The sequence below is a fragment of the Streptomyces sp. NPDC004609 genome, assembly GCF_042873655.1.
GTDB lineage: Bacteria > Actinomycetota > Actinomycetes > Streptomycetales > Streptomycetaceae > Streptomyces.
Genome location: NZ_JBIALS010000001.1, coordinates 1 through 26,308 on the forward strand (window position 1 = coordinate 1; position 26,308 = coordinate 26,308).

Below are 26,308 nucleotides of genomic sequence, written 5' to 3' on the forward strand. Positions count from 1 at the left end.
CCCGCCCCCCGCGCGCCCGCGCCCCGCCCCCCCCCGCCGCCCCCCCCCCCCCCGCGCCGCCCCCCCGCCCCGCCCCCCCCCCCCCCCCCCCCCCCCCCCCCCCCCCCCCCGTTCCCGGTCCGCCCTACTTCGTCAGGTTCGGCGGGGACGTCGGCTGCGGTATCGGCGACGCCGCCAGCGACTGCGGCGACACCGGGCTCGCCAGCGCCGACGGCGGCGAGATCGTCGCCGCCGGATCCGGCGCCGGGGCGGCCTCCTCCACCGCCGGAAGCCCGCCGACGATACGGATGCCCGCCGCGTCGAACGCCCGCTTGATCCGCCAGCGCAGCTCCCGCTCGACCCCCAGCGCCTTGCCCGGCATCGTCTTCGCCGCCACCCGGACCGTCATCGACTCCAGCAGGACCTCCGTCAGACCCAGCGTCTCCACCGGACCCCAGAGCTGCTCGTTCCACGGCTCGGCCTTCGCCAGCTCGTCCGCGACCTCACCGATCACCGCGCGAACCCGGTCCAGATCCTCCGACGGACGGACCGTGACGTCCACCGTCGAGGTCGCCCAGCCCTGGCTGAGGTTCCCGATCCGCTTGATCTCGCCGTTGCGCACGTACCAGATCTCGCCGTCGTCACCGCGCAGCTTCGTCACCCGCAGGCCGACCTCGACCACCTCGCCCGAGGCCACACCCGCGTCGATCGAGTCGCCGACCCCGTACTGGTCCTCCATGATCATGAACACTCCGGAGAGAAAGTCCGTGACCAGGTTCCGCGCGCCGAAACCGATCGCCACGCCCGCCACACCCGCAGACGCCAGCAGGGGCGCGAGATCGATCTGGAAGGCACCGAGGATCATCAGCCCCGCCGTGCCCAGAATGAGGAACGACGCCACCGAACGCAGCACCGACCCGATCGCCTCGGAACGCTGACGCCGCCGCTCGGCGTTGACCAGCAGCCCTCCGAGTGCCGTGCCCTCCACCGCCTGGGCGGAACGGTTCATCCGCGCTATCAGCTTCGTCAGGGCCCGGCGCACCAGCATCCGCAGCACCAGCGCGACGACCAGGATCAGCGCGATACGCAGACCCGTGTTCAACCAGGTGGACCAGTTCTCCTCCACCCAGCCGGCGGCGTTCCCCGCCTTCTCGGCGGCCTCGTCGAGAGTGACCGGCCCCGGAGCGGGGGCCGACGGATCGACGGCCAGGGAGAGAGATGACCAGACTGCGGTCACGAGGGCGAACCTCCAGGTGTTGCTTACGGCGGATCAACCACCCTAACGGGGCATCTCGTCCACACCGTTGCCACAGCCGGGGGAGAGACAAGGCTCACCTGGGGATGAACACCGGGGGAGGTGGTCGTTATATGTGATGTGGTTGAAAACACTTCGAGCCCGTTACCGCTCGGTGGTGGCGCTCGGACCAGGCAGGAGGAGAGACTGAGAGCAGATCGTCCCGGCGCGAGCCACGCGCCGCCGGCGTACAAGGAGGCATCAACCGTGCCGCACGTCCTGGTCCTCAACGCGTCGTACGAGCCCCTCGGCGTCGTACCGCTCCGCCGCGCGCTCGTCCTCGTCCTGGAGAACAAGGCTCTCTGCCTCGAGGAGTCCGGCGCCTTCATGCACAGCGCGACCCGTGTCATCGCCGCACCCAGCGTCGTACGGCTGAAGCGGTTCGTCCGGGTCCCCTATCGGGGGCCCGTCCCCTTGACCCGCAAAGCGCTCTTCGCCCGCGACGGCGGGCGCTGCATGTACTGCGGTGGCGTCGCAACCAGCGTCGACCACGTCATCCCGCGCAGCCGTGGCGGAAAGCACGTCTGGGACAACGTGGTGGCCGCCTGCCGCCGCTGCAACCACGTCAAGGCGGACCGCCACCTCCGCGAACTGGGCTGGCGCCTGCGCCACCAGCCCGCACCGCCGAGCGGCCTCGCCTGGCGGATCATCGGCACGGGACACCGGGACCCGCGCTGGCTCCCATACCTGCAACCGTACGGCGCGGAAGACGCAATGGCCCGAATCGACGGCATCTCCGCCTGAGAGGGCTTCTTTTTTTGGGGGTTCGATTCTCCCCCAGACTCCGTCCGGGGCCCCACCGGGGGCCTTCAGTGGGTGTCGACGGTCGATCGTGCTCGACCGGGTAGGCCGTGGGACCGCATCCCCACGGCCCCTCGACCCCCCCACCCCCTACGGTTCCGCCACCGCGTAGGCCTCCACCGAGAAGAGGGAGTAGCCGAAGCGGGTCGCCCGCTGGTCGCCCTGGATGCGGAGGAAGCGGGTGGCGGGGGCGTCGAGGCGGACGGACTCGCGGCCGCCCTTGCCGTCGGTGACGGTGGCGGCGGTGCGCCAGGTGCGGCCGTCGGCGGAGACCTGGATGCGGTAGCGCTTGGCGTACGCGTCCTGCCAGTGGAGGACGACCTGGCCGACGCGGGCGGGCGAGGCGAGCTGGAGTTGCCACCAGGCGCCGTCCTCGTAGGGGGAGGACCAGCGGGTGGCGGGGTCCGCGTCGAGTGCGGCGGAGGCCGGGAAGTCGGGGGTCTCGTCGCCGGACGAGGCCGCCGACGCGCCCGCGGCGCGCGCGAGGTCGGGGCCGCCCGTGCGGGGAAAGGCCCGGACCGTCAGGGTCTGCTCCTGGCCCGCGAAGGAGAGGGGCACCCGGTACTCCCCGGCGGGGGTGCCCGCGGGGACGGAGACCTGTACCGGGACCGTTGTCCGCAGTCCGCGCGGGACAGTGGTCTGCCGGGGAACCGTCACCTTGATCCCCGCGGGCGCCTTCGCGGTCAGCGTGCCCTGGACGGTCGCGGGGCGCTGTGCGGTCAGGCGGACGTCCGTCCGCTGGGGGGCGCCGCCGATCTCCGCGTCCGTCTCGGTGCGTACGAGCTCCAGCCCGGCCGCGGGCTCGTCGGCGAACCAGGGCACGAGGGACCGTACGGTGACGGGGGAGGGCCCGTCGGAGGCGATGCGTATCGCGTCCACCCGCAGGCCCTTGGTGTCGGCCTGCGTCCAGCCGCTGGGGGACAGACCGCCCAGGGAACGCCAGCCCTCGCCGGGAACATGGGCTTCCAGCCGGCCGGGGGAAGCCCCGGGGACGGTCATCGCAGTGACCGTGCTCACGGGGCGGGCGCGGTCCAGCCAGACCGTGTCGTCGCCCGCGGTCCTCGCGGCACGCGCCGCGCCCGTCCAGGCGGCGGACTCCTTCTCGGCCCGTACCAGGAACGGGTTCAGCACACCCTTGCCGACCACGGCCCGGCTCGCCGCCAGTCCCTTGCGCACCTTCTCCAGCTCCAGGGAGGCCCGCCAGGCCGTCTCGCCGTCGCCGCGGGACTGGGCCAGGAGCATGTCGACCGACAGCTCGCCCGCCCGGCCGAACCGGGCCAGCTGGTCCAGCCACGGCCGTACCTCGTCGTCCAGCCGGCCCCCGGCGGGCCGGGTGAGGTTCGCCGGGGCCTGCCGCATGACCGTGAACGCGGCTCGCAGCGCGGCCGCCGCCCGGTCGCGGGCCGCCGTGTCGGGGCCCGTACGCGTACGCCAGAAGTCGTCGAGGAGGGGCTTGAGGTAGCCGGACTCGGCCGGGTCGAGGATCGACGAGGCGTGATGGCCCGCCAGCGCGCCGAGCGCCGCGCGGGCCTCGGCGTCACCGCCGGCGAGGTCGTCCATGGCGGCCTGCCAGGACTCCTGGGGGCGGTAGCCCTTCGGGTTCCAGGCGAAGTCGGCGGCGGTGAACAGCGGGATACGGGACGCGGACGCCTGCTCCATCGCATTGGTCAGCAGCGCGGCGGAGCCGGACGCCACGGCGGGTTCCCGGCCCGTGTACGGGCCGAGGAACAGCCGGTCCTGCGCGTAGTCGTTGACCGGGTAGTTGTCCATGGTGACCAGCGGATGCTCGAACGCCTCACGGGCGCCCGCCAGTTCACGGCCGGTGATCGTGCGCGGCACCACGCCGACGCCCGTCCACGCCACCTGGACCCGCCAGTCCAGCTCTTCCGCGAGGGCGCGCCGGTACTCCGTGTCACCCTCCTGGTAGAACTCCGTCGGCATCAGCGACAGCGGCTCCGCGCCCGGATGGCGCCGTGCCAGATGCTCGGCGACCGCGCCCGCCACCCGCGCCTGAGCCCGCGCGGCCGCCTCGGGGCCGCGGCCGAAGACCTCCGCGTCCCGGTCGCAGTGCCACTCGCTGTAGCTGACGTCCTGGAACTGCAGCTGGAACGCCCGCACCCCCAGCGCCCACATCGCGTCGATCTTGCGGGTGAGCGCCCTGACGTCCTCGTCCTTGGCGAGACACATCTCCTGCGCGGGAGCGACCGCCCAGGCGAGCGTCACATGGTTCCGCCGGGCCCGGTCGGCCAGCTCGCGGAACTCCGCGCGCTTGGCCGCCGGATAGGGATCGCGCCAGCGCGCCTGGCGGAAGGGGTCGTCACCGGGGGCGTAGAGGTAGCGGTTCTGCTTGGTACGGCCCATGAAGTCCACCTGGGCCAGCCGCTGCGCGTGGCTCCACGGTTCCCCGTAGAAGCCCTCCGTCATTCCGCGTACCACCGTGCCGGGCCAGTCGCGGACGACGACGCCTGCGACCGTCCTGCCTGTGCCCTGCGGGCCGGTGACGAGCTGGCGCAGTGTCTGGACGCCGTGGAACAGGCCGTCCTCGCCGACGCCGTCCAGCGCGATCGTGTCCCGGCCCCCGACCCGGCCGGTCGCCAGCCGGTACCCGCCCACCGGCAGGTCGGCCCGCTCGGCCACCCGTAGGGCCCGCAGCGCGTCCTGCGCGCCCGTGCCGCCGAGGCGCAGCACGGGTCCGCGGCCGGGCAGCGCGGTGTACAGGGTCCGGACGCCGGCGTCGCGCAGCAGCTGATGGGCCAGCGCGACGGCGTGCGGGTCGGCTCCGGGGTCCGCGAGGACGGTGACCTGGTCGCCCAGCGGCACCGAGGGGCCGGCCGCGCGCATCGACTGCGGTCGCGGCCACACCGGGGGAACCGCCCCCTCGCTCGTGGGGTTCTCCGTGGTGCCGGCGGGGGCGCCGGGGTCCCCCGGAGCCGCGGAGGCGCTGTGGGTACCGCCGAGGAGACCGCCGATGACGGCGACCGCGACGGCCGTGGCCGTACGCCTTCCGCGTCCGAGCCGCACGCTCGTCTCCCCTCGGAGTCCTCGAAATGTCTCCAACAGATAACGAGCCCATCACCCCCGTCCTGAAGTGTCAACGTGGGTGGCCGTTCTGTGCCTTTTGCCTGGTCCGGGGAGTAGAGACGAAACAGACTGTTCCGGCGGACGGCCGGTTTTCGGCCAACCGGCCCACCGGGAACGGAAGGTGATGGGGGACACGTTGCCTGATCGTGTACGTCTGCCGCCGCGCCCGCTGGGTAGGGCTGCGGAGACCCGTTACCGTCCGTTGGGAGTGATCGCCGTGGCCGCAGCCCACCTCCTTCTGTCCGCCCTGTCCAAACAGGTGCCGGGGATCGACTCGATCCCCGGGCCGCTCACCAGTGAACCCCCGCTCCCCGGCCCCGCCCCGCTCACCAGCGAACCCCCACTCGCCGACAGCACCCCCCTCACCAGTGAGCCGACCGCTCCCGGTTCGGCCGGAGGGACCCAGTCCCCAGGAGTCTGAATGAGCCTTGACCGGCTCGCCGCGCTGCACGGAGTCGCCACCGCCTTCTCGCCCTCCGAAGGCGTGACCGTCCCCGTCCCCGAACCCACCGTCGTCGCGGTCCTCGCCGCGCTCGGCGTCGACGCGACCGGTGACCGGGAGGTCCGGGAGGCGCTCGACCGCGCCGAGGCGGCCGCCGACGCCCGGCTGCTGCCGCCGGCGGTCGTGTACTGGCGGGAGGACGACGGCACCCCGGACCTCGGACTGCCGAAGGGCACGGTCCTGCGACTCGCCCTGGAGAGCGGCGAGGCGGCGGGCGACCCCGCCGCCGGTGACCCGGCCGGAGCCGGCCAGGGCCCGCCCTGGGAGGGCCCCTGGAGCGACCTGCCGTACGGGGTGCACCGGCTGACGGCCGAGGCCCTCGACGGCCGCACGGCCCGCACCACCCTGGTCGTCGCGCCCTCACGCGCCCCCGAGCCCCCCGAGCGGTCGTACGGATTCCTCGTCCAGCTCTACTCCCTGCTCTCCAGCCGCTCCTGGGGCATGGGCGACCTCGGCGACCTGACGGAGCTGGCCACCTGGTCCGGGCGGGCGCTCGGCGCCGGATTCGTCCAGGTCAACCCCCTGCACGCGGCCCTTCCCGGCGCCCCGGAATCACCCACCGACCCCTCCCCGTACCGCCCTTCGTCGCGCCGGTTCCCCGACCCCGTTCATCTGCGCGTCGAGGAAGTCCCCGAGTACGCGTATGTGAGCGGATCCGCCCGGACCCGGCTGGAGGAGCTGCGCCGCGCGGGCGCGACCCTGCGCGAAGCCGTCCTGGACAGGGGCGAGCTGATCGACCGGGACGCCGTGTGGGCGCTCAAGCGCGAGGCGCTGGAGCTGGTGTGCCGCGTCCCGCTGGGGCCGGGCCGCCGCGCCGCCTACTGGGACTTCCTCGCCGGCCAGGGCCGCGCGCTGGAGGACCACGCCACCTGGAGCGCCCTCGCCGAGGTCCACGGCCCCGACTGGCGCACCTGGCCCGAGGGGCTGCGCGACCCGCGCTCCTCGGCGACCGCCCGCGCCCGGCACGAGCTGATGGACCGCGTCGACTTCCACTCCCGGCTCGCCTGGCTCACCGACACCCAGCTCGAAGCGGCCGGCCGGGTCGCCCGTGAGGCGGGCATGGGCGTCGGCATCGTCCACGACCTGGCCGTCGGGGTCCACCCGGCCGGCGCGGACACCTGGGCCCAGGGAGAGGTCTTCGCCTCCGGCATGTCCGTCGGCGCGCCCCCCGACAGCTTCAACGCCCACGGCCAGGACTGGGGTCTGCCCCCCTGGCGCCCCGACACACTCGCCGCGTCCGGATACGCGCCCTACCGCGATCTCCTGCGCGCCCTGCTCAGACACGCGGGCGCGCTGCGGATCGACCACGTCATGGGGCTGTTCCGCCTCTGGTGGGTCCCCGAGGGCGGTGCGCCCACCGAGGGCACCTATGTGCGCTACGACGCCGAGGCGATGCTCGCCGTCCTCGTCCTGGAGGCCCACCGCGCGGGCGCCGTCGTCCTGGGGGAGGACCTCGGCACGGTCGAGCCGGGTGTCCGGGAGGCCCTCGCGCGCCGGGGTGTGCTCGGCACCTCGGTGCTCTGGTTCGAGCGCGACTGGGCCGGTACGGGCCTTCCGCTGCCGCCGGAGAGCTGGCGCGAGGGCTGCGTGGCGACCGTGACCACCCACGACCTGCCGCCCACGGCCGCCCGGCTGACGGGGGAGTACGTCGAGCTGCGCGGCCGGCTCGGGCTGCTCGCCCAGCCCCTGGAGCGGGAGCGCACCAGGGAGCTGGCGGACGTCGCCGAGTGGATCGGCCTTCTCAAGGGTCTGGAGCTGCTGCCCGAGGGCACCGGCGACGAGGAGGGCCGGATCCGGGCGGTCCACCGCTTCCTGCTGCGTACGCCCGCCCGGTTGGTCGGCGTCTGGCTGCCGGACGCGGTGGGTGACCGCCGCCCGCAGAATCTGCCCGGCACCTGGGACCAGTACCCCAACTGGCGGCTGCCGATCGCGGACGCCGAGGGCCGCCCGCTCACCCTGGAGGAACTGACCGCCTCGCCGCGGCTGCACGCCCTGATGGAGGTGTTCGGCCCGCGCGAGGCGCCCGTCGGGGAGCCCCGCTGACCTCCGCGGCCTCCCCGTACGCACCCGGTGCGCACGTCGTACGGCTCCGGTGGCCGGCCCCTCCGCCCCGCCATACGGCACCCCGGGCGCGCGCCCGGATCGGGGGTTCGCTACGTTGGCACCGTGGACAAGAAGAACGCTATGCGCGCCGGCACCGTCGCGGCCGGTACGACGCTGATGATGCTGCTCATGTCGTCGCCCGCGCTCGCCCTGACGCGCGACGACGGCGACGACCCGGGCCAGGGCCTGAGCCTGATGGAGACGCTGGGCCTGTTCGTTCTGACGCCGCTGGCGATCTTCCTCGGGATCGTGATCCTGGTGATGATCTTCGACAAGTCCAAGAAGCTGCCCCAGTAGCCCGATGACCGATCGGGCCCTCGGGGGTCGGACCCCCGGGGCTCACTGAGACTCTCACGGGCGCTCCGGTGTGCACACGCACTCCGGGGCGCCCTTGTCGTGTCCGGGCGGGCCGGGGCGCGGGTGTGCGGGGCCGTCACGGTCGCGGGGCCGCGGCCACCGGCCACCCTCGGCCATGCGGTCCCGGGTCGGCACGGTCACGGGTTACGGGTCACGCGTCGGCACGAGCCCCAGGCCTCGGGTCGCCGGGTACCGGGGCACGGCCCGTCGCGAACACCGTGCCTACCGGGCGTCGGAGCCCAGCAGCAGTTTCCGGAGGAGGCCGTCCAGTTGCGCGCCCTCCTCCTCGGACAGCGCCGACGCGAACGCCTCGTGCTGGAGGGCGAGGCCCGCGGCGACCGCCCGGTCGACCACGTCCAGGCCGCGGTGGGTGAGGGTGATCCGCAGCCCGCGCCGGTCGTTCGGGTCCGGACTGCGGGTGAGCAGCCCCGCCTTCTCCAGCTTGTCGAGCCGCCCGGTCATCCCGCCCGTGGTCAGCATGAGCGTCGCCGACAACTGGCGCGGTGAGAGGGTGTACGGCTCTCCCGAACGGCGCAGCGTCGCCAGGACGTCGAACTCGCCCCGGCTGATGCCGAAACGCGCGTACTCCTTCTCGGTCCGGTCTCCCATGGCGCGGGAGATCCGGTGGATCCGCCCGTAGACGGCCATGGGCGCGGTGTCCAGGTCGGGGCGGACCGCGGCCCACTGGTCGACGATCGCGTCGACCGCGTCGGGGGCGGGCGGAGGCCTGGAGGAGGAGCGGAACGCCATGGGGGAATTATCGGGCGACGGGCAGGTGTTCCGCAAACAAGCGAGTAGAGAGCTAGTGAGCACTAAGACGCTTGTCTGCAAGTAGCTTACTTATGAGCTACTTGTGACTGACTTACTTGGCCCGGGAGGCTTTCCATGAATCGCGCCGCCGTCATCGCCCTGACCGCGCTGGCCCCGGTCTCCTGGGGCTCCACCTACTTCGTGGCCACCGAGTTCCTGCCGCCCGATCGGCCGCTGTTCACCGGGCTGATGCGGGCCCTGCCCGCGGGACTGCTGCTCCTCGCGCTCACCCGCGTCCTCCCGCGCGGCGCCTGGTGGCGGCGGGCGACCGTTCTGGGAGCGCTCAACATCGGGGCGTTCTTCCCGCTGCTCTTCCTCTCCGCCTACCGCCTCCCCGGCGGGGTCGCCGCCGTCGTCGGCTCGGTCGGGCCACTGTTCGTCGTCGGCCTGGCGGCGCTGTTGCTGGGGGAGAAGCCCAGGACCCGCACGCTGCTCGCGGCGATCGCCGCGACCTTCGGAGTGAGCCTGGTGGTGCTGCGCGCCGGAGCGGCGCTGGACCTCGTCGGCGTGCTGGCGGGCCTCGTGGCCTCCGCCTCGATGTCGGCGGGCGTCGTGCTCACCAAGCGCTGGGGCCGCCCCGAGGGCGTCGGCCCGCTGGCCATGACGGGCTGGCAGCTCACCGCGGGCGGCCTGCTGATCGCCCCGATCGCCTTCCTGGTGGAGGGCGCGCCGCCCGCGCTCGACGGCACGAACCTCGCCGGGTACCTGTATCTGGCACTCGCCAACACCGCCGTCGGCTACTGGCTCTGGTTCCGTGGCGTCGAGCAGTTGACCGCCACGTCCGTCACACTCCTCGGCCCGCTGTCACCGCTCACCGCGGCCGTCATCGGATGGGCCGCGCTCGGGCAGGCACTCACCGCCGTACAACTGGCGGGCATGGCGATCGCGTTCGGGGCGACGCTGGCGGGACAGCTCCAGCCCCGCCCGCACGGGCGCCGCGGCCGGGGTCAGGGAGTGCCCCGCGGAAGGGTCCCCGCCAGGTCCCGCGGGCGGTCCCACGGGGAGTCCGGCGCATCCCGTGCCCGGCACACTCCCCGTACGACCGCCGGGACCGCCGCTACGACGCCTCGGCCGACACCGCGAGATTCTGCAGATACCGCATCAGCGACATCAGCACATCACGGCTCGAACGCCGCAGCCGTGCGTCACAGTCGATGATCGGCACCGATTCGGGGAGGTCGAGCGCTCCCCGGATCTCGTCCACGGGATAGGCGGGCGCGTCCGGGAAGGAGTTGATGGCCACCACGAAGGGCACCCGTCGCTCCTCCAGCCGCCCGATGACGTCGAAGCTGACCTCCAGCCGGCGGGTGTCGACGAGGACGACGGCGCCCAACGCACCCTCGAACAGGCCCCGCCACAGAAACCAGAAACGTTCCTGACCGGGGGTGCCGAACAGGTACAGCACCAGTTCGTCGTTGATGCTGATCCGGCCGAAGTCCATGGCCACGGTCGTCGAGGTCTTGCGCTCCACGCCCTGGAGGTCGTCGACGCCGACCCCGGCCTGGGTCATGGTCTCCTCGGTGGTCAGCGGCCTGATCTCGCTCACCGAGCCGACCAGGGTGGTCTTGCCGACACCGAAGCCGCCCACGATGACCACTTTGACCGCGGCGGTGGCCGTCTCCGGCAGCGCGTCCTCGCTGCGCGGCCCCACGGCCTGGTCAGAGCTTCTGAAGTCCATCGATCACTGCCTCAATCAACGCGCGGTCGGGGAGTAGAGCGGGCTGGACCGGTGCGCGGGCGATCACCTGCTCGTCGAGCAGCAGATCGCCGAGCAGTACGGTGACGACGCTCACCGGAAGCCTCAGATAGGCGGAGATCTCGGCCACCGAGAGCGGCGCCTGACAGAGCCGGATGATCGCGGCGTGCTCCGGCTGCATTCCGTGCCGGGGGCCCGACTTGGCCACGATCAGCGTGACCAGGTCGAGCGTCGCCGGTACCTGTGAGCCGCTGCGGCCGCCCGTGATGACGTAGAGCCGCTCGGGGCTGCCCTCTTCCCAGTCCCCCGGTTTGCTCACGCGGACTGCCTGTCCTGCCGGGGCGGGGCGCTGAGGTGCTCGCCGATGCGCAGGACGAGGTCGCGCATCCGCTGGCCCATCAGCCCGGCGTCGACGCCCTCGTCCGCGAGCACCGCGAGGAACGCGCCCGAGCCCGCCGCCATCAGATAGAAGAAGCCACCGGTCATCTCGATGACGACCAGGTGCATCCGGCCGTCGCTGCCCGGGAGCTCGGCCGCGACCGCGCCCGCCAGGCTCTGCAGCCCCGCGCAGGCGGCGGCGAGCCGGTCGGCCGTGTCGTTGTCCGCTCCGTACTGGGCCATGCGCAACCCGTCCGCGGACAACACGACCACGTGTCTGGTCTGCGGTACGCCTTCCGCCAGGTCCTTGAGCATCCAGTCCATGTTGGTCTGGTTGGACTGCTGCTGAATCATGGCTGCGTACTCCCCTTGTTCGTCTGCGGATCCTCGCCGGCCAGGCCGTTCTGGAACGCCGCCAGCCACATGCCGGGCTGCACCGCGGGTGCATCCTTGGAATCGGGCTCGGGCACGGTCACGACGGGGGCCGGGGTGGAGGGGCCCTTGCGGCGGCGCTGCGGCAGGCCGGTCGGCGTCCGCTCGGTCACGACCGGTATGTCGTCGTCCTTCGTCGTCATCATGTCCGCGATCGTGGGGGCGGCGGCATGGGTGACCGGGCGCGGTTCGAGGACGGGCGTGCCGTTGGCACGCGGCCCCGAGGAGGCGCCGATGCCGTGGGCGAGGCCCGTCGCCGAGGCGACGGTGGTGATGAGCTCCTTCGGTACGACGATGACCGCGCGCACTCCGCCGTAGGCCGACGAGCGCAGTGACACCTGGAATCCGTACGCCTGGGCCAGCCGGCCGACCACCGCGAGACCGAGGCGAGGAGTCTCACCGAGGTCGTTGAGGTCGATGCCCTCCTGGGCCTGGCGGAGCATCCGCTCGGCGCGCTTGCGGGCCTCCTCGCTCATGCTCACACCGCCGTCCTCGATCTCGACGGCGATGCCCGAGTTCACATCGACGGCGGTGAGGTGGACCCGCGTCTGCGGCGGCGAGTACCGGGTGGCGTTGTCGAGCAGTTCGGCGAGCGCGTGGATCAGGGGCTCGACGGCGTTGCCGACGACGGCGACCTCGGAGACCGAGTGCAGCTCCACACGCTGGTAGTCGATGATCCGCGACATCGCGCCGCGCAGCACGCTGTAGAGGGGAACGGCTCTGCTCCACTGGCGGCCGGGCCGCGCACCGCCGAGCACGGCGATGGAGTCGGCCAGCCGGCCGATCAGCGCGGTGCCGTGGTCGATCCTCAGCAGATCGCCGAAGACCTCGGGGTTCTTGCCGTGCCGGTCCTCCATGTCCCGCAGCTCCTGCGCCTGCTGGTGGACGATCGCCTGCACACGGCGGGCGATGTTCACGAAGGCGCGCTGCGCGGACTCACGCAGGTCCTCCGCGGCGACGACCGCGTCGAGGACGGAGCTGAGGACGGCGTGGTGCTCGGCCGGAGCGGTGATCGACTCCAGGACGTCCTCGGGGAACTCGCCCCGCCGGAGCCGCTCCATCACCTCCGGCAGCAACTGCCCCGAGAGCCGCGCGGTCTCGGCCTGGCGGTACGACAGCACCGCCTCCAGCTCGGCGAGCCTCGCGCGCCCGGCCTCCACCTGCCGGCCGCGGCGGACCGCTTCCAGGCAGGCGACCGCGACCGCGACCACGGCGACGACACCCACCCAGATCACGGCGGCACGCGCCGAATCGGGGACCAGGGACGCGGCGGCCGCCGCGGCGGCGGCGGTGACGACAACGGGCACGAGCCACGCAGGGGAGGCCGCGCGCCGCGGACTTCCGGTCGACGTTTCCTGTCGAACCATCAGCACCCTCAAACCATCGGAACGGGAATGATCATAAGACGACGGTCCGGAAGCATATCCGTGTCTTGTTACGGGAGATGACGGGAGGTCAATGATTTGGCGGGATGTATGCGCTTGAAATCTGCGAAGGCGCTGGGGCCGTGGGGGCTGGACTGACAATCGACTATTTTCAGCCAAGTTAGAACGGGTGTCAGTTGCGGTGATCGTCCCGGCCCCGAGGGCGGCCGCCGTCGCGGCCACGGGGCTCAAGCGGAATCCGTACGGAAGTGCTCGGAGGGGCGCTGAGCTGCGAACCGATCGATACGGCGGGCCCTGTCGGACCTCACGGGGAGGCCGGGCGCATCCGGAGCGGGGCCTTCACCGGCCGCCGTCCGAAGAGGTGTTCGGTCCGGAGTCCGGCATGCGGACTCCGGCCGGACGGTGGCCGGTCGGGGGCGTACGCCCGCGCGCGGTCCGTCCGTACGGACCTCTCGCCTCCCGCAAACCTCACCCGTTCCGCAAACACCATTCGTCCCTCAAGCCTCACCAGTACCACAGGCCCCATGGGTCCAGGGCAGGGGTGCCGCGGGCTCCGGCGGTGCCGGGCACCGGTTCACCGCACCCGCGGCGGCTCCGGCTCCGACACCTCCAGGCCGGAGAAGGGCTCCCGGGCCTGCTGTTCCTCCGGCCCAGGGAGTTCCGGGCGGCGCTCGACCCGTTCTCGCCGCCCCGCGGTCATCGCGACGCGATACCTACCTCGACCCGGCGGCTCGGGGCCCGTCCGTCCCCCGGTAGCCGGACGGACCGGAGGCGCGGCTCCCGGACCGGATGCGGCAGCCCTGCGGGGCGCGGGGGCCGGGCGAGCCCGAGGGGAAACGGAGTGCACGAGCGGCGCCTCGGGCGGGCCCGGCAGGGGCATCTCCTGCCGGGCCCGGCCGAGGATGACCCACGGAGAGCGGCTCCGGTCCTTGAAGACCGGAGCCGCTCACGCTCCTGCGATGCCAATCGCCTGGTCGGCGCCCCTGCGGCGACCGTGCTGCGCCCTGCGGCGCCGCCCGATGCCGGACGCCTCACGCGGCGGGGCCGCACCCCGTCTGCCGTCGTCGCGTGCCCCTTGTACGGCGCCCCACCTACCGATGCCCACCGGCCGGTGTCAGGCGCCTGACCAGCCGGTGGTGTGCGGCCGGCGGCGGTCGGCGGCGCCCCGCCGCGGGCGCGGCACGGCCGCCCGCCCGCGGCGCCGGACGTCCGCGGATCAGCCCGCGGCCGCCTCGTCCACCGCCTGGGCCTTCAGCGCCCGCTCGACGCCCGCCCGGGACTCCGAGATCAGCCGCCGCAGCGCCGCGTTCGGCTGCGCCGACGCGAGCCAGGCGTCCGTCGTGTCCAGCGTGGCCTGCGACACCTGCAACGACGGGTACAGCCCGACCGCGATCTGCTGCGCCATCTCATGGCTCCGGGACTCCCACACGCCCTTGACCGCCGAGAAGAACTTCTCGGTGTACGGCGCGAGCAGCTCGCGCTGATCGGTCTGGACGAAGCCCGCGATCACCGACTCCTGCATGGCGTTCGGCAGGGTGTCGCTCTCCACGACCGATGCCCAGGCCGCCGCCTTCGCCTCCGCCGTCGGCCGCGCGGCGCGCGCGGTCGCCGCGTGCCGCTCGCCCGCGGCCGTCTTGTCCCGCTCGTATTCCGCCGTGATGCCGTCCTCGTCGAGGCGCCCGGTCGCCGCGAGCCGCTCCACGAACGCCCAGCGCAGCTCGGTGTCCACGGCCAGCCCCTCGATCGACTGCGAGCCTTCCAGCAGACCGCTCAGCAGATCGAGCTGCGCGTCCGTGCGGGCCACCGCGGCGAACGCCCTCGCCCACGCCAGCTGGTGGTCACCGCCCGCCTCGCTCGCCCGCAGATGCTCCAGGGCCGTGTCGGCCCAGCGGCCCAGCAGCCTCTCGCGCCACGCCGGCGCCGCGTACAGCTCGATCGCCATCTTCACCTGGCGGTGCAGCGACTGCACCACGCCGATGTCGGACTCCTTGCCGATGCCGGACAGGACCAGCGAGAGATAGTCCCGCGCCGCCAGCTCGCCGTCCCGTGTCATGTCCCAGGCGGAGGCCCAGCACAGGGCACGCGGCAGCGACTCCGCGAAGTCGCCGAGGTGCTCGGTGACCGCCTTCAGCGACTCCTCGTCCAGCCGGACCTTGGCGTACGACAGGTCGTCGTCGTTCAGCAGGATCACGGCGGGACGGGCGGTGCCCGCCGGGAACGGCACATCGGTCAGCTCGCCGTCGACGTCCAGCTCGATCCGGTTCGTACGGACGAGCTTGCCGCCGCCGTCGAGGTCGTAGCAGCCGATCGCGATCCGGTGCGGGCGCAGGGTGGGCTCGCCCTTCGCCCCCGCGGGCAGCGCAGGAGCCTCCTGGCGTACGGCGAACGAGGTGACGTGCCCCTCGGGGGACACCTCGATCTCCGGGCGCAGGATGTTGATGCCCGCCGTCTCCAGCCACTTCTGCGACCAGGTCTTCAGATCGCGCCCGGAGGTCTTCTCCAGGGCGCCGAGCAGATCGCTCAGCCGGGTGTTGCCGAAGGCGTGCTCCTTGAAGTACGCCTGCACTCCCCGGAAGAACTCGTCCTGGCCGACGTACGCCACCAGCTGCTTCAGGACGGAGGCGCCCTTGGCATAGGTGATTCCGTCGAAGTTCACCAGGACGTCGTCGAGATCCCGGATCTCCGCCATGATCGGGTGCGTGGACGGCAACTGGTCCTGGCGGTACGCCCAGGTCTTCATCGAGTTCGCGAACGTCGTCCACGAGTGGGGCCACCGCGAGCCCGGCGCGGACGCCAGGCAGGCGATCGAGGTGTAGGTGGCGAACGACTCGTTCAGCCACAGGTCGTTCCACCACTCCATGGTGACGAGATCGCCGAACCACATGTGCGCCAGCTCGTGCAGGATCGTCTCCGCGCGTACCTCGTACGCCGCGTCCGTCACCTTGGAGCGGAACACGTACTGGTCGCGGATGGTGACCGCGCCCGCGTTCTCCATCGCGCCCGCGTTGAACTCCGGCACGAACAGCTGGTCGTACTTGGCGAACGGGTACGCGTAGTCGAACTTCTCCTGGAACCAGTCGAAGCCCTGCCGCGTCACCTCGAAGATCGCGTCCGCGTCCAGGAACTCCGCCAGCGACGGCCGGCAGTAGATGCCCAGCGGTACGGACTGCCCGTCCTTCTCGTAGCTGCTGTGCACCGAGTGGTACGGCCCGGCGATCAGCGCGGTGATGTACGTGGAGATCCGGGGCGTCGGTTCGAAGCGCCAGACGTTGTCCTCGGTGGCCTCGGGCCCGGGCGTCGGCGAGTTGGAGATCACCGTCCATCCCTCGGGGGCCTTCACGGTGAACCGGAAGGTCGCCTTCAGGTCCGGCTGCTCGAAGTTCGCGAAGACCCGGCGCGCGTCCGGCACCTCGAACTGCGTATAGAGATACGCCTGCTGGTCCACGGGGTCGACAAAGCGATGCAGTCCCTCGCCCGTGTTGGTGTACGAGCAGTCCGCGACGACCTTCAGCTCGTTCGGTCCCTGGTGCAGATGCTTCAGCTGGATCCGCGAGTCCCGGAACACGGCGGCGACATCCAGCGACTTGCCGTTCAGCACGACCTCGTGCACGGCGGGGGCGACCAGATCGATGAACGTCTCCGCGTTCGCCTCGGCGGAGTCGAAGCGGACGGTCGTCACCGACCGGTAGACACCCCCTTCCTGGGCCCCGCTCAGATCGAGGTCGATCTCGTACGCATGGGTGCTGAGCAGGCGCGCGCGCTGCTGCGCCTCTTCGCGGGTCAGATTCGTGCCGGGCACGCGGTCTCCTCGTGGACGACGGATTTCGTGACGGTTTCCGCCATCCTTCCATGGGGTGCGGGGTGCCCGCCGCCGAGTGGAGCCGGGCGCGGGCGGGCGAACGTCATGTCCGATTTCCGCCGGAATCCTCTGGCTTTCCGGGGGAGGCTCACTGCATGACCACCGAGCCCATGACTGCTGAACCCATGCCTGCCGAGCGGTACCACGCCGTCCCGATCGAGCCCGGGGCCCTCGACCGGCTCCGGGTCACCGACGACGCCGGGCGCCCCTGCGTCCCCTTCACCGACCACGAGGGCGGCGCGCCGCTGCGGTGCTGTCTGCGGCCGAGCCGCGCGGGGGAGTCCCTCGCCCTCGTCTCGTACGCGCCCCTGCGGCGCTGGGCCGCCCGGTCCGGTGCGAGGCCCGGGGCGTACGACGAACAGGGCCCGGTCTTCATCCACGCCGGGCCCTGCGGGGACCCCGACCCCGCCGACACCCGCTTTCCCTTCGTCCGCGCCGGCGCCCTCCGCGTTCTGCGCCGCTACACCACGGACGGCCGTATCGCCGGCGGCCACCTCCTGGAGATCCCCGAGGACCCCGCGCCCGCGTTCGACGCGGCCCTGGCGGAGGCGTTCGCCGACCCGGCGGTGGCTCTCGTCCATGTCCGCGCGGTGGAGTACGGCTGCTTCCACTTCCTGGTCGAGCGCCCCGTAGCCCCGTAGCCCGGTAGCCCGGTAGCCCGGTAGCCCGGTAGCCCGGTAGCCCGGGGAAGGAACCCGCGCGCCGGGGGACGGAGCGGCCCCCGGCGCGCGGGGTGCGTGCCGGGGGCCGGGGGCCGGATGGACCGGAGTGCTACCGGGCCTTCAGCTCGGCCGCCACCAGCTCCGCGATCTGCACCGCGTTCAGCGCCGCACCCTTGCGGAGGTTGTCGTTGGACACGAACAGCGCGAGACCGTGCTCCACCGTCTCGTCCGCCCTGATCCGGCCCACGTACGACGCGTCCTTGCCCGCGGCCTGGAGCGGCGTCGGGATCTCGGACAGCTCCACCCCGGGCGCGTCCTTCAGCAGCTCGTACGCGCGCCCGACGCTCAGCGGACGCTCGAACCGCGCGTTCACCTGGAGCGAGTGCCCCGAGAACACCGGCACGCGCACACAGGTGCCGGACACCTTCAGACCGGGCAGCTCCAGGATCTTCCGGGACTCGTTGCGGAGCTTCTGCTCCTCGTCCGTCTCGAAGGAGCCGTCGTCGACGAGGTTGCCGGCGAGCGGGAGCACATTGAAGGCGATGGGCCGCTTGTAGACGGCGGGCTCGGGGAAGTCCACGGCCCCGCCGTCGTGGGTGAGGGCCGCCGCGTGCTCGGCCGTCTTCTTGATCTGGCCGTCCAGCTCGGCGACGCCGGAGAGACCGGACCCGGACACGGCCTGGTAGGTCGTGGCGACCATCGACACCAGGCCCGCTTCGAGCGCCAGCGGCTTCAGCACCGGCATCGCGGCCATCGTGGTGCAGTTCGGGTTGGCGATGATGCCCTTGGGGCGGTCCTTCGCCGCGTGCGGGTTGACCTCGGAGACGACCAGCGGCACCTCGGGGTCCATCCGCCACGCGGAGGAGTTGTCGATCACGACCGCGCCCTGTCCGGCGACCTTCCCGGCGAGCGCCCGGGAGGTCGAGCCGCCCGCGGAGAAGAGGACGATGTCCAGGCCGGAGTAGTCCGCGGCGGACGCGTCCTCGACCGTGATCGACTGCCCCTCCCACTCGATGACGGAACCCGCCGAGCGGGCCGAGGCGAACAGCCGCAGCTCCTCGACCGGGAACTTCCGCTCCGCGAGGATCCCGCGCATGACTGTGCCCACCTGACCGGTGGCTCCGACGATTCCGACCCTCACGGAAGACTCCTTCGTACTGATCTGACTGGCCTGGGTTCCGTTCCATGATGCGTATCCCCACGGCCGACTTGTCCAGTCCATTGTCCAACGGGCGGGATGTGTGACGCAGACCATGGCCGACGTGCCGGGTCGGGCGAACGATTCACCCGGTTCCCGCGTCGTAGGGGAAACGCATCGTGGGGAGGCAGCCTTGCTGAGCAGCGGCAGAGCGTGGGGCGGAGGGAGGGGCGGGGGAGAGGACCCTCTCACTCCGGCGCAGGTCGGCAGGGTATGCGCCGTCCTCGCGCTCGGCGGGGTGCCGTACGCCGATCTGCCGGACGGGGTGCAGCAGGTCAGGCTGCGTCTGCTGGAGCGCCGGGCGAGCGGCAAGGAACCGCCTCGGGACGTGGGCGCCTGGGCCGCGGTCGTGGCGTCGAACCTCGCCGCCGACTGGCACCGCGAGCGCAGCCGCCGGGAGCGCACCGGCGCACGGCTCGCCGCGCTCAAGGTGTGGAGCGCGGAGAGCCAGGGCGGCCAGGAGGCCCGGCTCCTCGCGCTCACCGTCGCCGACGGTCTGGACGCGCTCCCCGAGGCGCAGCGGCAGGTGCTGGTCCTGCGGTTCTACGCGGATCTCACCGTGCCGCAGATCGCACGGGAACTCGGACTGCCCGAGGGAACGGTCAAGAGCCGGCTCCACGCGGCGGCGAAGGCGATGCGCAGCCGGCTCCACACGGACGAGGTGGTCTGACATGTCCAAGGACGGCATCGACGGCCGCGGCGGATTCGGCGACGCGCGCGAGAGCGGACCGGACCACCGGTCCGGCGGCGGACCGGGCAGCCGGCCGGACGACGGGCCCGGCGGCGGAACCCACGGCGCGGCCCATGGCAGCCCCCACAGCGGATCCGGCGACGGCTCCGACAACAGCTTCGACAACGGCTTCGGTGACGGCTCCGACAGCGGCTTCGGCGACGGACCGGCCGTCGGGGAGCCCGGCGCGGACGACGCGCTGATGGCGGTCCTGCTGGGTGAGTCACCCGCCGAGGGGGACAGCGGGGCGGCCGCCGCCGCGCGGGACATGCGGATCCTCGGCGAGCAGCTCCGGCTGATCGGCGACGCGCTGGCCCGTGAGGAGCCACCGCGGCGGCCGGGCCCGTCCCCCGAGCCGGACCTCCGGCCGGACCCCCGCTCGCCGTCGCGGCCGGACCCCCGGCCACGGTCGCAGCCGGGCCCGGGGCTCAGGCCCGTGCCGCAGCGGGGCCCCCGGCCGAAGCGGCGCCGCCGTCTGGCGGCAGCGCTCGCGGCCTCGGCCGCCGTTCTCGCCACCCTCGCGGGCATCGGGATCGGCGTCCAGTACCAGGCGGCCCGGGGCGGGGCCGCCGACGCCGAGTCGGCGAAGCTCACCGCCGAGGGGTACACGGCCTGCGCCCGGCTGATCGCCGAGGGCACCGTGGTCCGTACCGAGTCCGTGCCCGGACGCACCCGTGTGGTACTGAAGGTCGAGAGCTATCTGAAGCCGGCGGCGGGCCCGAAGGAGCAGGAGTTCCTCGTACCGCGGGAGGAGACCGCGAACGTCCTGGTGGGGACGCGCCTGCTGGTGATCGTGTCGCGGCTCCCCGAGGAGGGCGTCAGCTACTACACCGGCGCGGAGATCCCGTCGGGCCGCTCGTGGGTGACCGAGGGGCTCGCCGGAGACGCCGACCTCCCCTGTCCCGGCGCGGGATGACGGCGCAGCGGGCCCGGGCACCCGCCCGGTACGCGAGAGGGCGGGCGCCCGTCGTGGACGCCCGCCCCCGCGAGTCCTCCGGGGTTCGCCGGAACCCCGGAGGACGGGGTCAGGGGACGACCTTCCCGATCACCACACTGCCCGCGCCCGCGGACGTGCCGCGCGCGTTGACCAGCCGGACCTCACCGAAGAACCGCCGGCCTTCGGGGGCCGCGCCCGCGACCACGACCTCGGCGCCGACCTCCGCGGACTCGCCGGTGCCCAGTCTGACCGGCTTGGCCGAGCCGACCGTCAGCCGTCCGAGAGAGGGCGTGAAGTAGACATCGCGGTAGTCGTACTCGGTCGTGCCCGAGGGCACGGAGTAGCCGTCGACCACAAAGGTGTAGACGCCCGGAGCGGGGTCGGTCAGGCTGACCGACTCCTCCGAGTCCCCGTCCGCGGCCTGGCCGACCTGCACACCCTCGCGGTAGACGATGAGGTCCAGGTCCGCGCTCGGGTCGGACACTCCGCCGATGGCGACGTCCAGGCGTTCGACGCCCTCACCGATGGTGACGGTCGTCTCCTGGGTGTCACCGTTCCCGATGGACGGCCGGGTGACCTTCGCGGAGCCCAGCGAGCCGCCCTCCAGCCTGCCGTCGACGGTGCCGTAGCGGTTGGTGACCTTCCAGCCGACGGGGGCCGGGGTGTCGGCCTTCGCCTCCGGCAGCGTCCTGACGGCCGGGTCGAAGTCGGCCCCCACCAGGGTGACGTCCAGCCGGTACGGGTTGCTCAGCAGCGGGGACGTACGCCTCGACTCGACCTCGATCTCCCACACGCCCGGCGCCGGGTCGGTGTACGACCGCAGGTCCGGACGGCAGGTGTTGGCGGGGTTCGGGTAGTCCGGGTAGCAGTTGACGGTCGCGCTGTCCTCCATCTGCACCCCGTGCGGGTGGATGCTGATGAACCGCGTCTGGCTGCCCGCCGCGAGTCCGCCGAGCGCCACCTCCAGCGTCTTCGCGCCCTCCGGCACCGTGACGAAGTACGACCGGTGGCTGTTGCGGTCCACCGAGCCGCGCGCGGAGTACGCGTACGACGGCGACGCCAGCGGCGCCGCGGCGACGACGGTCGCCAGGATCTGCTTGTCGACGCCCTCGGTCCGCGGGTCGTCCACCTCCAGGATGGCGCTGTGCACGCCCTCCGTCCCCGGCCGGGCCTGCACGGGGACGGTCACCGGCCGGTTCAGCGGCAGCCGGACCCGGTCGCCGCCGAGCAGCCGGAAGGAGCCGTCGCCGTACTTCCAGTCGAGGTCGTGCCAGAGCGAGCCCTCGGGGCCGGTGGTACGGGTGACGGTGATGTCGTACGTCTTCGTCCGCCCGGGCCGCAGGCCGCCGTCGCGGTCGTAGAGGCCGGTGCCGAAGCCCGGGGTCCGCAGCGCGTCGTCGATCGCGGTGTCGACCGGGGCCTTCACCTTGTACTCGTGCGCGGCGGCACCGTCCTCGACGGCTTCCCAGGCGTCCACGACGTCGATCAGCCCGGCGCCCTGCTCATGGGCCTTCGCCCCGGGGATCGGCCGTGCGGTGCTGGTGATCGCGGTGCGCAGCTTCGCCGGGGTGAGCGCGATACCGCGCTGCCCGGCGGCCGACAGCAGCAGCGCGGCCGCGCCCGCCACCTGCGGCGAGGACATCGAGGTGCCCTGGATCATCGAGTAGCCGGGCGGCAGCGTGTAGCCGGCCTCCCTGACCGGGCCGCCGGGGGCCCAGGTCTGGGTGGTCTGGATCGCCGATCCGGGCGCGGTGACGGTGGGGGTGAAGCCGCCGTCCTCGCGCGGGCCGCGGGAGGAGAACGGCATCATGGCGTACCGGGCGGCCACCTGTGAGCCGTAGTTGGCGGCCCAGGTCTCCCGGGAGATGGACGCGCCGACGGAGATCGCCTTGTCGGCGACACCGGGGTCGCCGATGGTGTTGGTGCCCGGTCCGTCGTTGCCCGCGGAGATCACCAGCTGGACGCCGTAGGCGTCGATGAGCCGGTTGTACAGCTCCGCGCGGGCGTTGTCGCCGTCGTTCAGCGCCGGGAGACCGCCGATGGAGATGTTGACGATGTCCACACCACGGTTGACGACCAGATCGGCCAGGCCCTCGGTGAGGGCGATGTTGGAGCAGCCGCCGCCCCAGGAACAGGCCCGCGAGGAGACCAGTTCGGCGCCGGGGGCCGCGCCGTTCATCCGGCCGCCGAACAGTCCGTTGGCGGCGGTGATACCGGCGACGTGCGAGCCGTGCGAGCCCTCGATGACGCCGATGCTCACGTAGTCCGCCGTGTCGCCCGCGTCGTTGTGGACGACGTCCTTGCGGATCTCGATGACGAACGGGATGCGTTCGGCGATCGGGGTGGCCGGGTCGTCCGTGCCGAAGTAGCCGATCTGGAAGCCGTCCTTGTACGGCTTCATCGCGGTGTCGCCGGTGAAGTCGGCGTTGTCGTCGAGGTCGACGCGGACGGTGCCGGCGGCCGGGTCGTACAGCATCGCCCACACGTCGGTGGTGTCACCGTCGCGGTTGAGGTCTCCGGCCATGTCCCCGCCGAGGGTGGCCCTCTCGGCGAAGAGACCGAAGCGGTACGAGCCGGCGGGGGCGGTGTAGGTGCGGCCGTTGACGGGGAACGTCGGACCGTTCACTTCCAGCCGCATCTGGCGCCAGGTGCCGTCACGGTCGGCGACCGGATCGGTCGCGGTGACCCAGTCGACGACCTTGCGTTCGCCGGTGGTGGTCCGCTGGAGCGCGGGGTGCCCGAGGTCGATGCCGGAGTCCAGGATGCCGATGGTGACACCGCGGCCGTCGTAGCGGGGGTTCTCCCGGACGAAGTCCACCGCGCCCGTCTCGAAGGACGGGTTGTACGGGTTCTTCGCCGGGGTGGCGGGTCCGGGCGCCGGGTGGGCCACGCCCTGCCGGGCCGCCCTGCCCGAGGCCCGGGTGCTGTCGGCGGCCGGGACCGGGTCGTCCAGCACGACCTCGTGCCGGAGGTCGATGCCGTGCACGGCGGGGAGTTTCGCGGCTGCTCGGAGGGCCTTCTCCGCCTTCGCCGTGGGAAGTGTGGCCCGTACATAGCCGAGCTTGTCGTCGGTCCTGCCGACCATGGCGCCCTTGACGGCGTCCAGTTGGCCGGCGACCCGCTCGGTCGCCCCGGGGGCGGTGGCCACCATGACGGTGACGCTCTTGTCGCCCTTGGCCTCGGCGTCGGCGAGCAGTTCGAGGTCGGCCGCGCCGATCTTCTTCTCCGCCGGATCCAGCTCCGCCTTGGTCCCGGGGGTGGCCACCGGGTCGTCCGCGGGCGCGGTGGAGAAGGCGGGGGCCATTCCTATCGCCACCAGCGCGGCCACCAGCGAGGCGGCTGCCCCGATGCGGACCGCGCGTCGTCTGCGCCCGGGTGGGGAACTTCCGGGTATGGAGTTCGGGGGGTGGGGGGTCATCAGCATCCCTGTGGGTGAGGAAACGGTTCCCTGTGGGGGTGGAGCCAGTCCGGATTGCGGTGTCGGACGACCGCTCAGCCTTGCGTACGGGGCGGGTGTTTGTGGAGAGCCGACGGGTGTGTGATGTGTCCATGGCGTACACCCGCCAGCGCGGACGATGCGCCATCGGGAACAAGTCGTACGCCGGGGCGGCCCTCGCGGCGCGGATACGGCCCGGGGCCGTCAGCGGCCCTCGCCGGTCGACGGGCCCCGCGCGCCTGTCCTCGGTCCGGCCGGTGACCCTACGGTGACGCGGAGGAATGTCCGGTACCCGCTCAACTCACCGCCGCCGGTCAACCCGTGGCCCCCCGTCCGGGTCCCCTCAGCCGACCGAGTCGACGACCGCGCACAGTGAACAGGGAGCTGATATGCCGGCACATACGGCCCGTACGGCAGTGATCGCGGCGGTGGCGGTCCTCGCCACCGCGGCTCTGACGGCACCCGCCGTCGCGGGACACCCGGCCGCCGCGGGCCCTTCGGGCGGCCGGGGCCACGAGCGCACCCAGCAGGCCATCGAGGCGGCCGTGAGGGACGGGGTCCCCGGAGTCGTCGCCCGCGCGCGCGACCGCGCCGGCACCTGGAACGGCACCGCGGGTGTCGGTGATCTGCGCACCGGCCGCGAGCGGCTGCCGCAGGACCGCTACCGCGTCGCGTCCATCACCAAGACGTTCGTCGCCACCGTCGTGCTCCAACTGGAGGCCGAGGGGCGCCTGGACCTCGACGACACCGTGGACCGGGTGCTGCCCGGAGTGGTCCGGGGCAACGGCCACGACGGCCGCCGCATCACCGTGCGCCAGCTCCTCAACCACACCAGCGGCGTCTACAACTACACCGACGACCCGGATGTCCAGGACACGTTCTTCGGCAGCGGCTTCTTCGAGCACCGCTACGACTCCTGGAAGCCGCAGCAGCTGGTCGCGATCGCGATGAAGCACCGGCCCGACTTCGCCCCCGGCGAGGGCTGGAACTACTCCAACACCAACTACATCCTCGCCGGCATGATCATCGAGAAGGTGACCGGCCGGTCCTACGGCTCCGAGATCGAACGCCGCGTCCTGCGCCCCCTCAAGCTGCGGTCCACGTCCGTGCCCGGCAACGACCACCGGGTCCCGCGCCCCGCGAGCCGCGCGTACTCGAAACTCTCCGCCGATCCGAACGCCAGGACCCATGACGTCACCGAGCTGAACCCGTCGGCCGCCTGGGCGGCGGGCGAGATGATCTCCGACTCCGCCGATCTGCACCGCTTCTTCAGCGAACTGCTGAAGGGCCGTCTGCTGCCCCCGAAGCAGATGAAGGAGATGACCACCACCGTCAGTCCCGACCCTCAGCGACCCGAAGCCGGCTACGGCCTGGGGCTGCTGCGGCTCCGGCTGAGCTGCGGCACGGAGGTGTGGGGCCACAGCGGCGGCATCCACGGCTCCGCGTCCGAGGCACTGATGACCCGGGACACCCGGCACGCGCTGACGCTCAACTTCAACGGGGACTGGACCGGGGACAGCTCGGCGGTCGTCGAAGCGGAGTTCTGCGGCCGGTGAACCGGGGCGCTGCCCCGCCGTGTCCTCAGCGGGGCAGCACCACCAGATACGCGGCGGGCTCCCGGTCGCCCGCCGCCATCAGCGCCGTCCGCACCACCGTCGCCTGCTGTTCCAGCGAGTCCCGCAGCTTCCTCGGCGTGATGTGCACCACGGTGACCCCGAGCCGCTCCAGGTGCTCCCACTTGCGCACGTGCTCCGTCCACATCATGTCCTCGTCCTGCCGGGGCGCCCGGGTGTCCAGTTCCACGGCGACCGCCTGCTCGGGCCAGTAGGCGTCCACCCCGCCCAGATGCGGCCCGCCCGGCAGCCGCAGATCCACGTTCCAGACGGGGTCCGGCAGCCCGTGCAGGAACACCATCTCGTAGAGCCGGTCCTCCGCGACCGATCGCCCCTCCGCGAGCAGCGCGTCCACCGCGTCCACGACATGCGGCCGCTCCAGCAGCCGTGCCCGGTTCAACTCCGCCACCACGGCCCCCGGTTCGCAGTGACCGCCGCGCACGGCCTCGGTCATCAGCAGCCGTACGGTGTCGGGGTCGTCCGACTGCGCGACGGCGTCCGCCAGCGCCCGGGCCACGGGGGCGACCGGCAGCCCCGTGATCTGCTCGGCCCGGGGCATCACCTGGGCGCGGACGATCCGGGCGCACCCCGTGGACCGCAGCCGCCGCGTCCTCGGTACCAGCACATCGATCCGGTCCAGCGCGGCCAGCGGGGTCGCCGTGGAGAACTCCCGCAGCGCGAGGGCGGCCATTCCCGTGATCACCGCCTCCCCGTACGGCGTCCCGTGCCGCCCGCCCTGCGCCGGGATCGCGGGCCGCCCGGCGTACAGCAGCACCCCGTGGAGGCGCTCCGCGCCGGTGGGCGGCCCGGGGTGCAGCACGTACACACCCGGCAGCAGCGCCTGCCAGGGGCCGCCGGGCCGGCACTTCGCGGTGGTGCGGGCGGCCGACACCCCGTGCGCGCGGAGCTGAGCGGCGGAGAGCACCCGGCGCTGGACGTCGGAGAGGTGGGAGAGGGGGAGGGGAGAGAGCGGTGAGAGCGGGGTGTTGTGGTTCATGGCGGGGGGATGCCCGCGGACGGGGTGGGAGCTAACCGCTGTTACACGGTCGTCGACA

General features: G+C 72.7%; 20 protein-coding genes. 9 read left to right on the forward strand and 11 right to left on the reverse strand.

Features of this window, described 5'->3' with window-relative positions:
- Positions 1-124: 124 nt before the first annotated feature.
- The gene (locus ACFYT4_RS00005; RefSeq protein ID WP_389263595.1) at positions 125-1,216 is read right to left on the reverse strand and encodes a mechanosensitive ion channel family protein; all 1,092 of its coding nucleotides are present in this window, start codon (positions 1,214-1,216) and stop codon (positions 125-127) included.
- A 264-nt stretch (positions 1,217-1,480) separates the two neighbouring features.
- Between ACFYT4_RS00005 and ACFYT4_RS00010 the strand changes: the two genes are divergently transcribed.
- Positions 1,481-2,017, forward strand: coding sequence for an HNH endonuclease (locus ACFYT4_RS00010; RefSeq protein ID WP_389263597.1), 537 nt, complete (start codon positions 1,481-1,483; stop codon positions 2,015-2,017).
- 147 nt (positions 2,018-2,164) lie between these two features.
- Here ACFYT4_RS00010 and ACFYT4_RS00015 read toward each other — a convergent pair whose 3' ends face one another.
- On the reverse strand, positions 2,165-5,095 hold the full coding sequence (locus ACFYT4_RS00015; protein WP_389263599.1) for a beta-N-acetylglucosaminidase domain-containing protein: 2,931 nt from the start codon (positions 5,093-5,095) through the stop codon (positions 2,165-2,167).
- Positions 5,096-5,372: 277 nt separating this feature from the next.
- Between ACFYT4_RS00015 and ACFYT4_RS00020 the strand changes: the two genes are divergently transcribed.
- The 3 genes from ACFYT4_RS00020 (at position 5,373) to ACFYT4_RS00030 (ending at position 8,057) form a co-directional block, all read left to right on the forward strand.
- On the forward strand, positions 5,373-5,576 hold the full coding sequence (locus ACFYT4_RS00020; RefSeq protein ID WP_389263601.1) for a hypothetical protein: 204 nt from the start codon (positions 5,373-5,375) through the stop codon (positions 5,574-5,576).
- A complete protein-coding gene (malQ, locus tag ACFYT4_RS00025) occupies positions 5,577-7,700 on the forward strand; it encodes a 4-alpha-glucanotransferase (RefSeq protein ID WP_389263603.1) in 2,124 nt (707 codons plus the stop codon). It abuts the gene before it with no gap.
- Between the two features lie 123 nt (positions 7,701-7,823).
- Positions 7,824-8,057, forward strand: coding sequence for a hypothetical protein (locus ACFYT4_RS00030; RefSeq protein WP_389263605.1), 234 nt, complete (start codon positions 7,824-7,826; stop codon positions 8,055-8,057).
- 282 nt (positions 8,058-8,339) lie between these two features.
- On the opposite strand, the gene ACFYT4_RS00035 is transcribed toward ACFYT4_RS00030, so the two are convergent.
- Positions 8,340-8,867 (reverse strand): MarR family winged helix-turn-helix transcriptional regulator, encoded by a 528-nt coding sequence (locus ACFYT4_RS00035; RefSeq protein WP_389263607.1) that lies wholly within the window; start codon positions 8,865-8,867, stop codon positions 8,340-8,342.
- A gap of 135 nt (positions 8,868-9,002) precedes the next feature.
- Here ACFYT4_RS00035 and ACFYT4_RS00040 point away from each other — a divergent pair, with 135 nt between their 5' ends.
- On the forward strand, positions 9,003-10,085 hold the full coding sequence (locus ACFYT4_RS00040; protein ID WP_389263609.1) for an EamA family transporter: 1,083 nt from the start codon (positions 9,003-9,005) through the stop codon (positions 10,083-10,085).
- On the opposite strand, the gene ACFYT4_RS00045 is transcribed toward ACFYT4_RS00040, so the two are convergent.
- The 5 genes from ACFYT4_RS00045 to pepN all read right to left on the reverse strand — a co-directional run bounded on the left by ACFYT4_RS00045 (position 9,985) and on the right by pepN (position 16,617).
- A complete protein-coding gene (locus ACFYT4_RS00045) occupies positions 9,985-10,605 on the reverse strand; it encodes an ATP/GTP-binding protein (RefSeq protein WP_389263611.1) in 621 nt (206 codons plus the stop codon). The genes ACFYT4_RS00040 and ACFYT4_RS00045 overlap by 101 nt on opposite strands.
- Positions 10,586-10,942: a DUF742 domain-containing protein gene (locus ACFYT4_RS00050; RefSeq protein ID WP_389263613.1), complete on the reverse strand. Its 357-nt coding sequence runs from the start codon at positions 10,940-10,942 to the stop codon at positions 10,586-10,588. Before ACFYT4_RS00050 ends, ACFYT4_RS00045 begins: the two co-directional genes overlap by 20 nt.
- Entirely contained in the window at positions 10,939-11,355 is a 417-nt protein-coding gene (locus ACFYT4_RS00055) for a roadblock/LC7 domain-containing protein (RefSeq protein ID WP_389263615.1), read from the reverse strand. Before ACFYT4_RS00055 ends, ACFYT4_RS00050 begins: the two co-directional genes overlap by 4 nt.
- Positions 11,352-12,800: a sensor histidine kinase gene (locus tag ACFYT4_RS00060; RefSeq protein WP_389263617.1), complete on the reverse strand. Its 1,449-nt coding sequence runs from the start codon at positions 12,798-12,800 to the stop codon at positions 11,352-11,354. The genes ACFYT4_RS00055 and ACFYT4_RS00060 overlap by 4 nt, the downstream gene beginning before the upstream one ends.
- A 1,234-nt stretch (positions 12,801-14,034) precedes the next feature.
- Positions 14,035-16,617, reverse strand: a complete 2,583-nt coding sequence (pepN, locus tag ACFYT4_RS00065) for an aminopeptidase N (protein ID WP_389263619.1) — start codon at positions 16,615-16,617, stop codon at positions 14,035-14,037.
- A 170-nt stretch (positions 16,618-16,787) separates the two neighbouring features.
- On the opposite strand from pepN, the gene ACFYT4_RS00070 reads away from it, so the two are divergent.
- Entirely contained in the window at positions 16,788-17,318 is a 531-nt protein-coding gene (locus tag ACFYT4_RS00070; RefSeq protein WP_389264226.1) for a DUF1203 domain-containing protein, read from the forward strand.
- 130 nt (positions 17,319-17,448) lie between these two features.
- On the opposite strand, the gene ACFYT4_RS00075 is transcribed toward ACFYT4_RS00070, so the two are convergent.
- Complete coding sequence (locus ACFYT4_RS00075) at positions 17,449-18,480, reverse strand: aspartate-semialdehyde dehydrogenase (protein WP_389263621.1); 1,032 nt, start codon at positions 18,478-18,480, stop codon at positions 17,449-17,451.
- 190 nt (positions 18,481-18,670) lie between these two features.
- Between ACFYT4_RS00075 and ACFYT4_RS00080 the strand changes: the two genes are divergently transcribed.
- Entirely contained in the window at positions 18,671-19,207 is a 537-nt protein-coding gene (locus ACFYT4_RS00080; RefSeq protein WP_389263623.1) for an RNA polymerase sigma factor, read from the forward strand.
- 1 nt (position 19,208) lies between these two features.
- Entirely contained in the window at positions 19,209-20,183 is a 975-nt protein-coding gene (locus tag ACFYT4_RS00085; protein ID WP_389263625.1) for a hypothetical protein, read from the forward strand.
- Between the two features lie 109 nt (positions 20,184-20,292).
- Here ACFYT4_RS00085 and ACFYT4_RS00090 read toward each other — a convergent pair whose 3' ends face one another.
- Positions 20,293-23,628: a S8 family serine peptidase gene (locus tag ACFYT4_RS00090; protein ID WP_389263627.1), complete on the reverse strand. Its 3,336-nt coding sequence runs from the start codon at positions 23,626-23,628 to the stop codon at positions 20,293-20,295.
- Between the two features lie 401 nt (positions 23,629-24,029).
- Between ACFYT4_RS00090 and ACFYT4_RS00095 the strand changes: the two genes are divergently transcribed.
- Entirely contained in the window at positions 24,030-25,196 is a 1,167-nt protein-coding gene (locus ACFYT4_RS00095; protein ID WP_389263629.1) for a serine hydrolase domain-containing protein, read from the forward strand.
- Positions 25,197-25,221: 25 nt separating this feature from the next.
- Here the strand turns inward: ACFYT4_RS00095 and ACFYT4_RS00100 are convergent, their stop codons facing one another.
- Positions 25,222-26,250, reverse strand: a complete 1,029-nt coding sequence (locus tag ACFYT4_RS00100; protein ID WP_389263631.1) for a hypothetical protein — start codon at positions 26,248-26,250, stop codon at positions 25,222-25,224.
- Between the last annotated feature and the right edge of the window lie 58 nt (positions 26,251-26,308).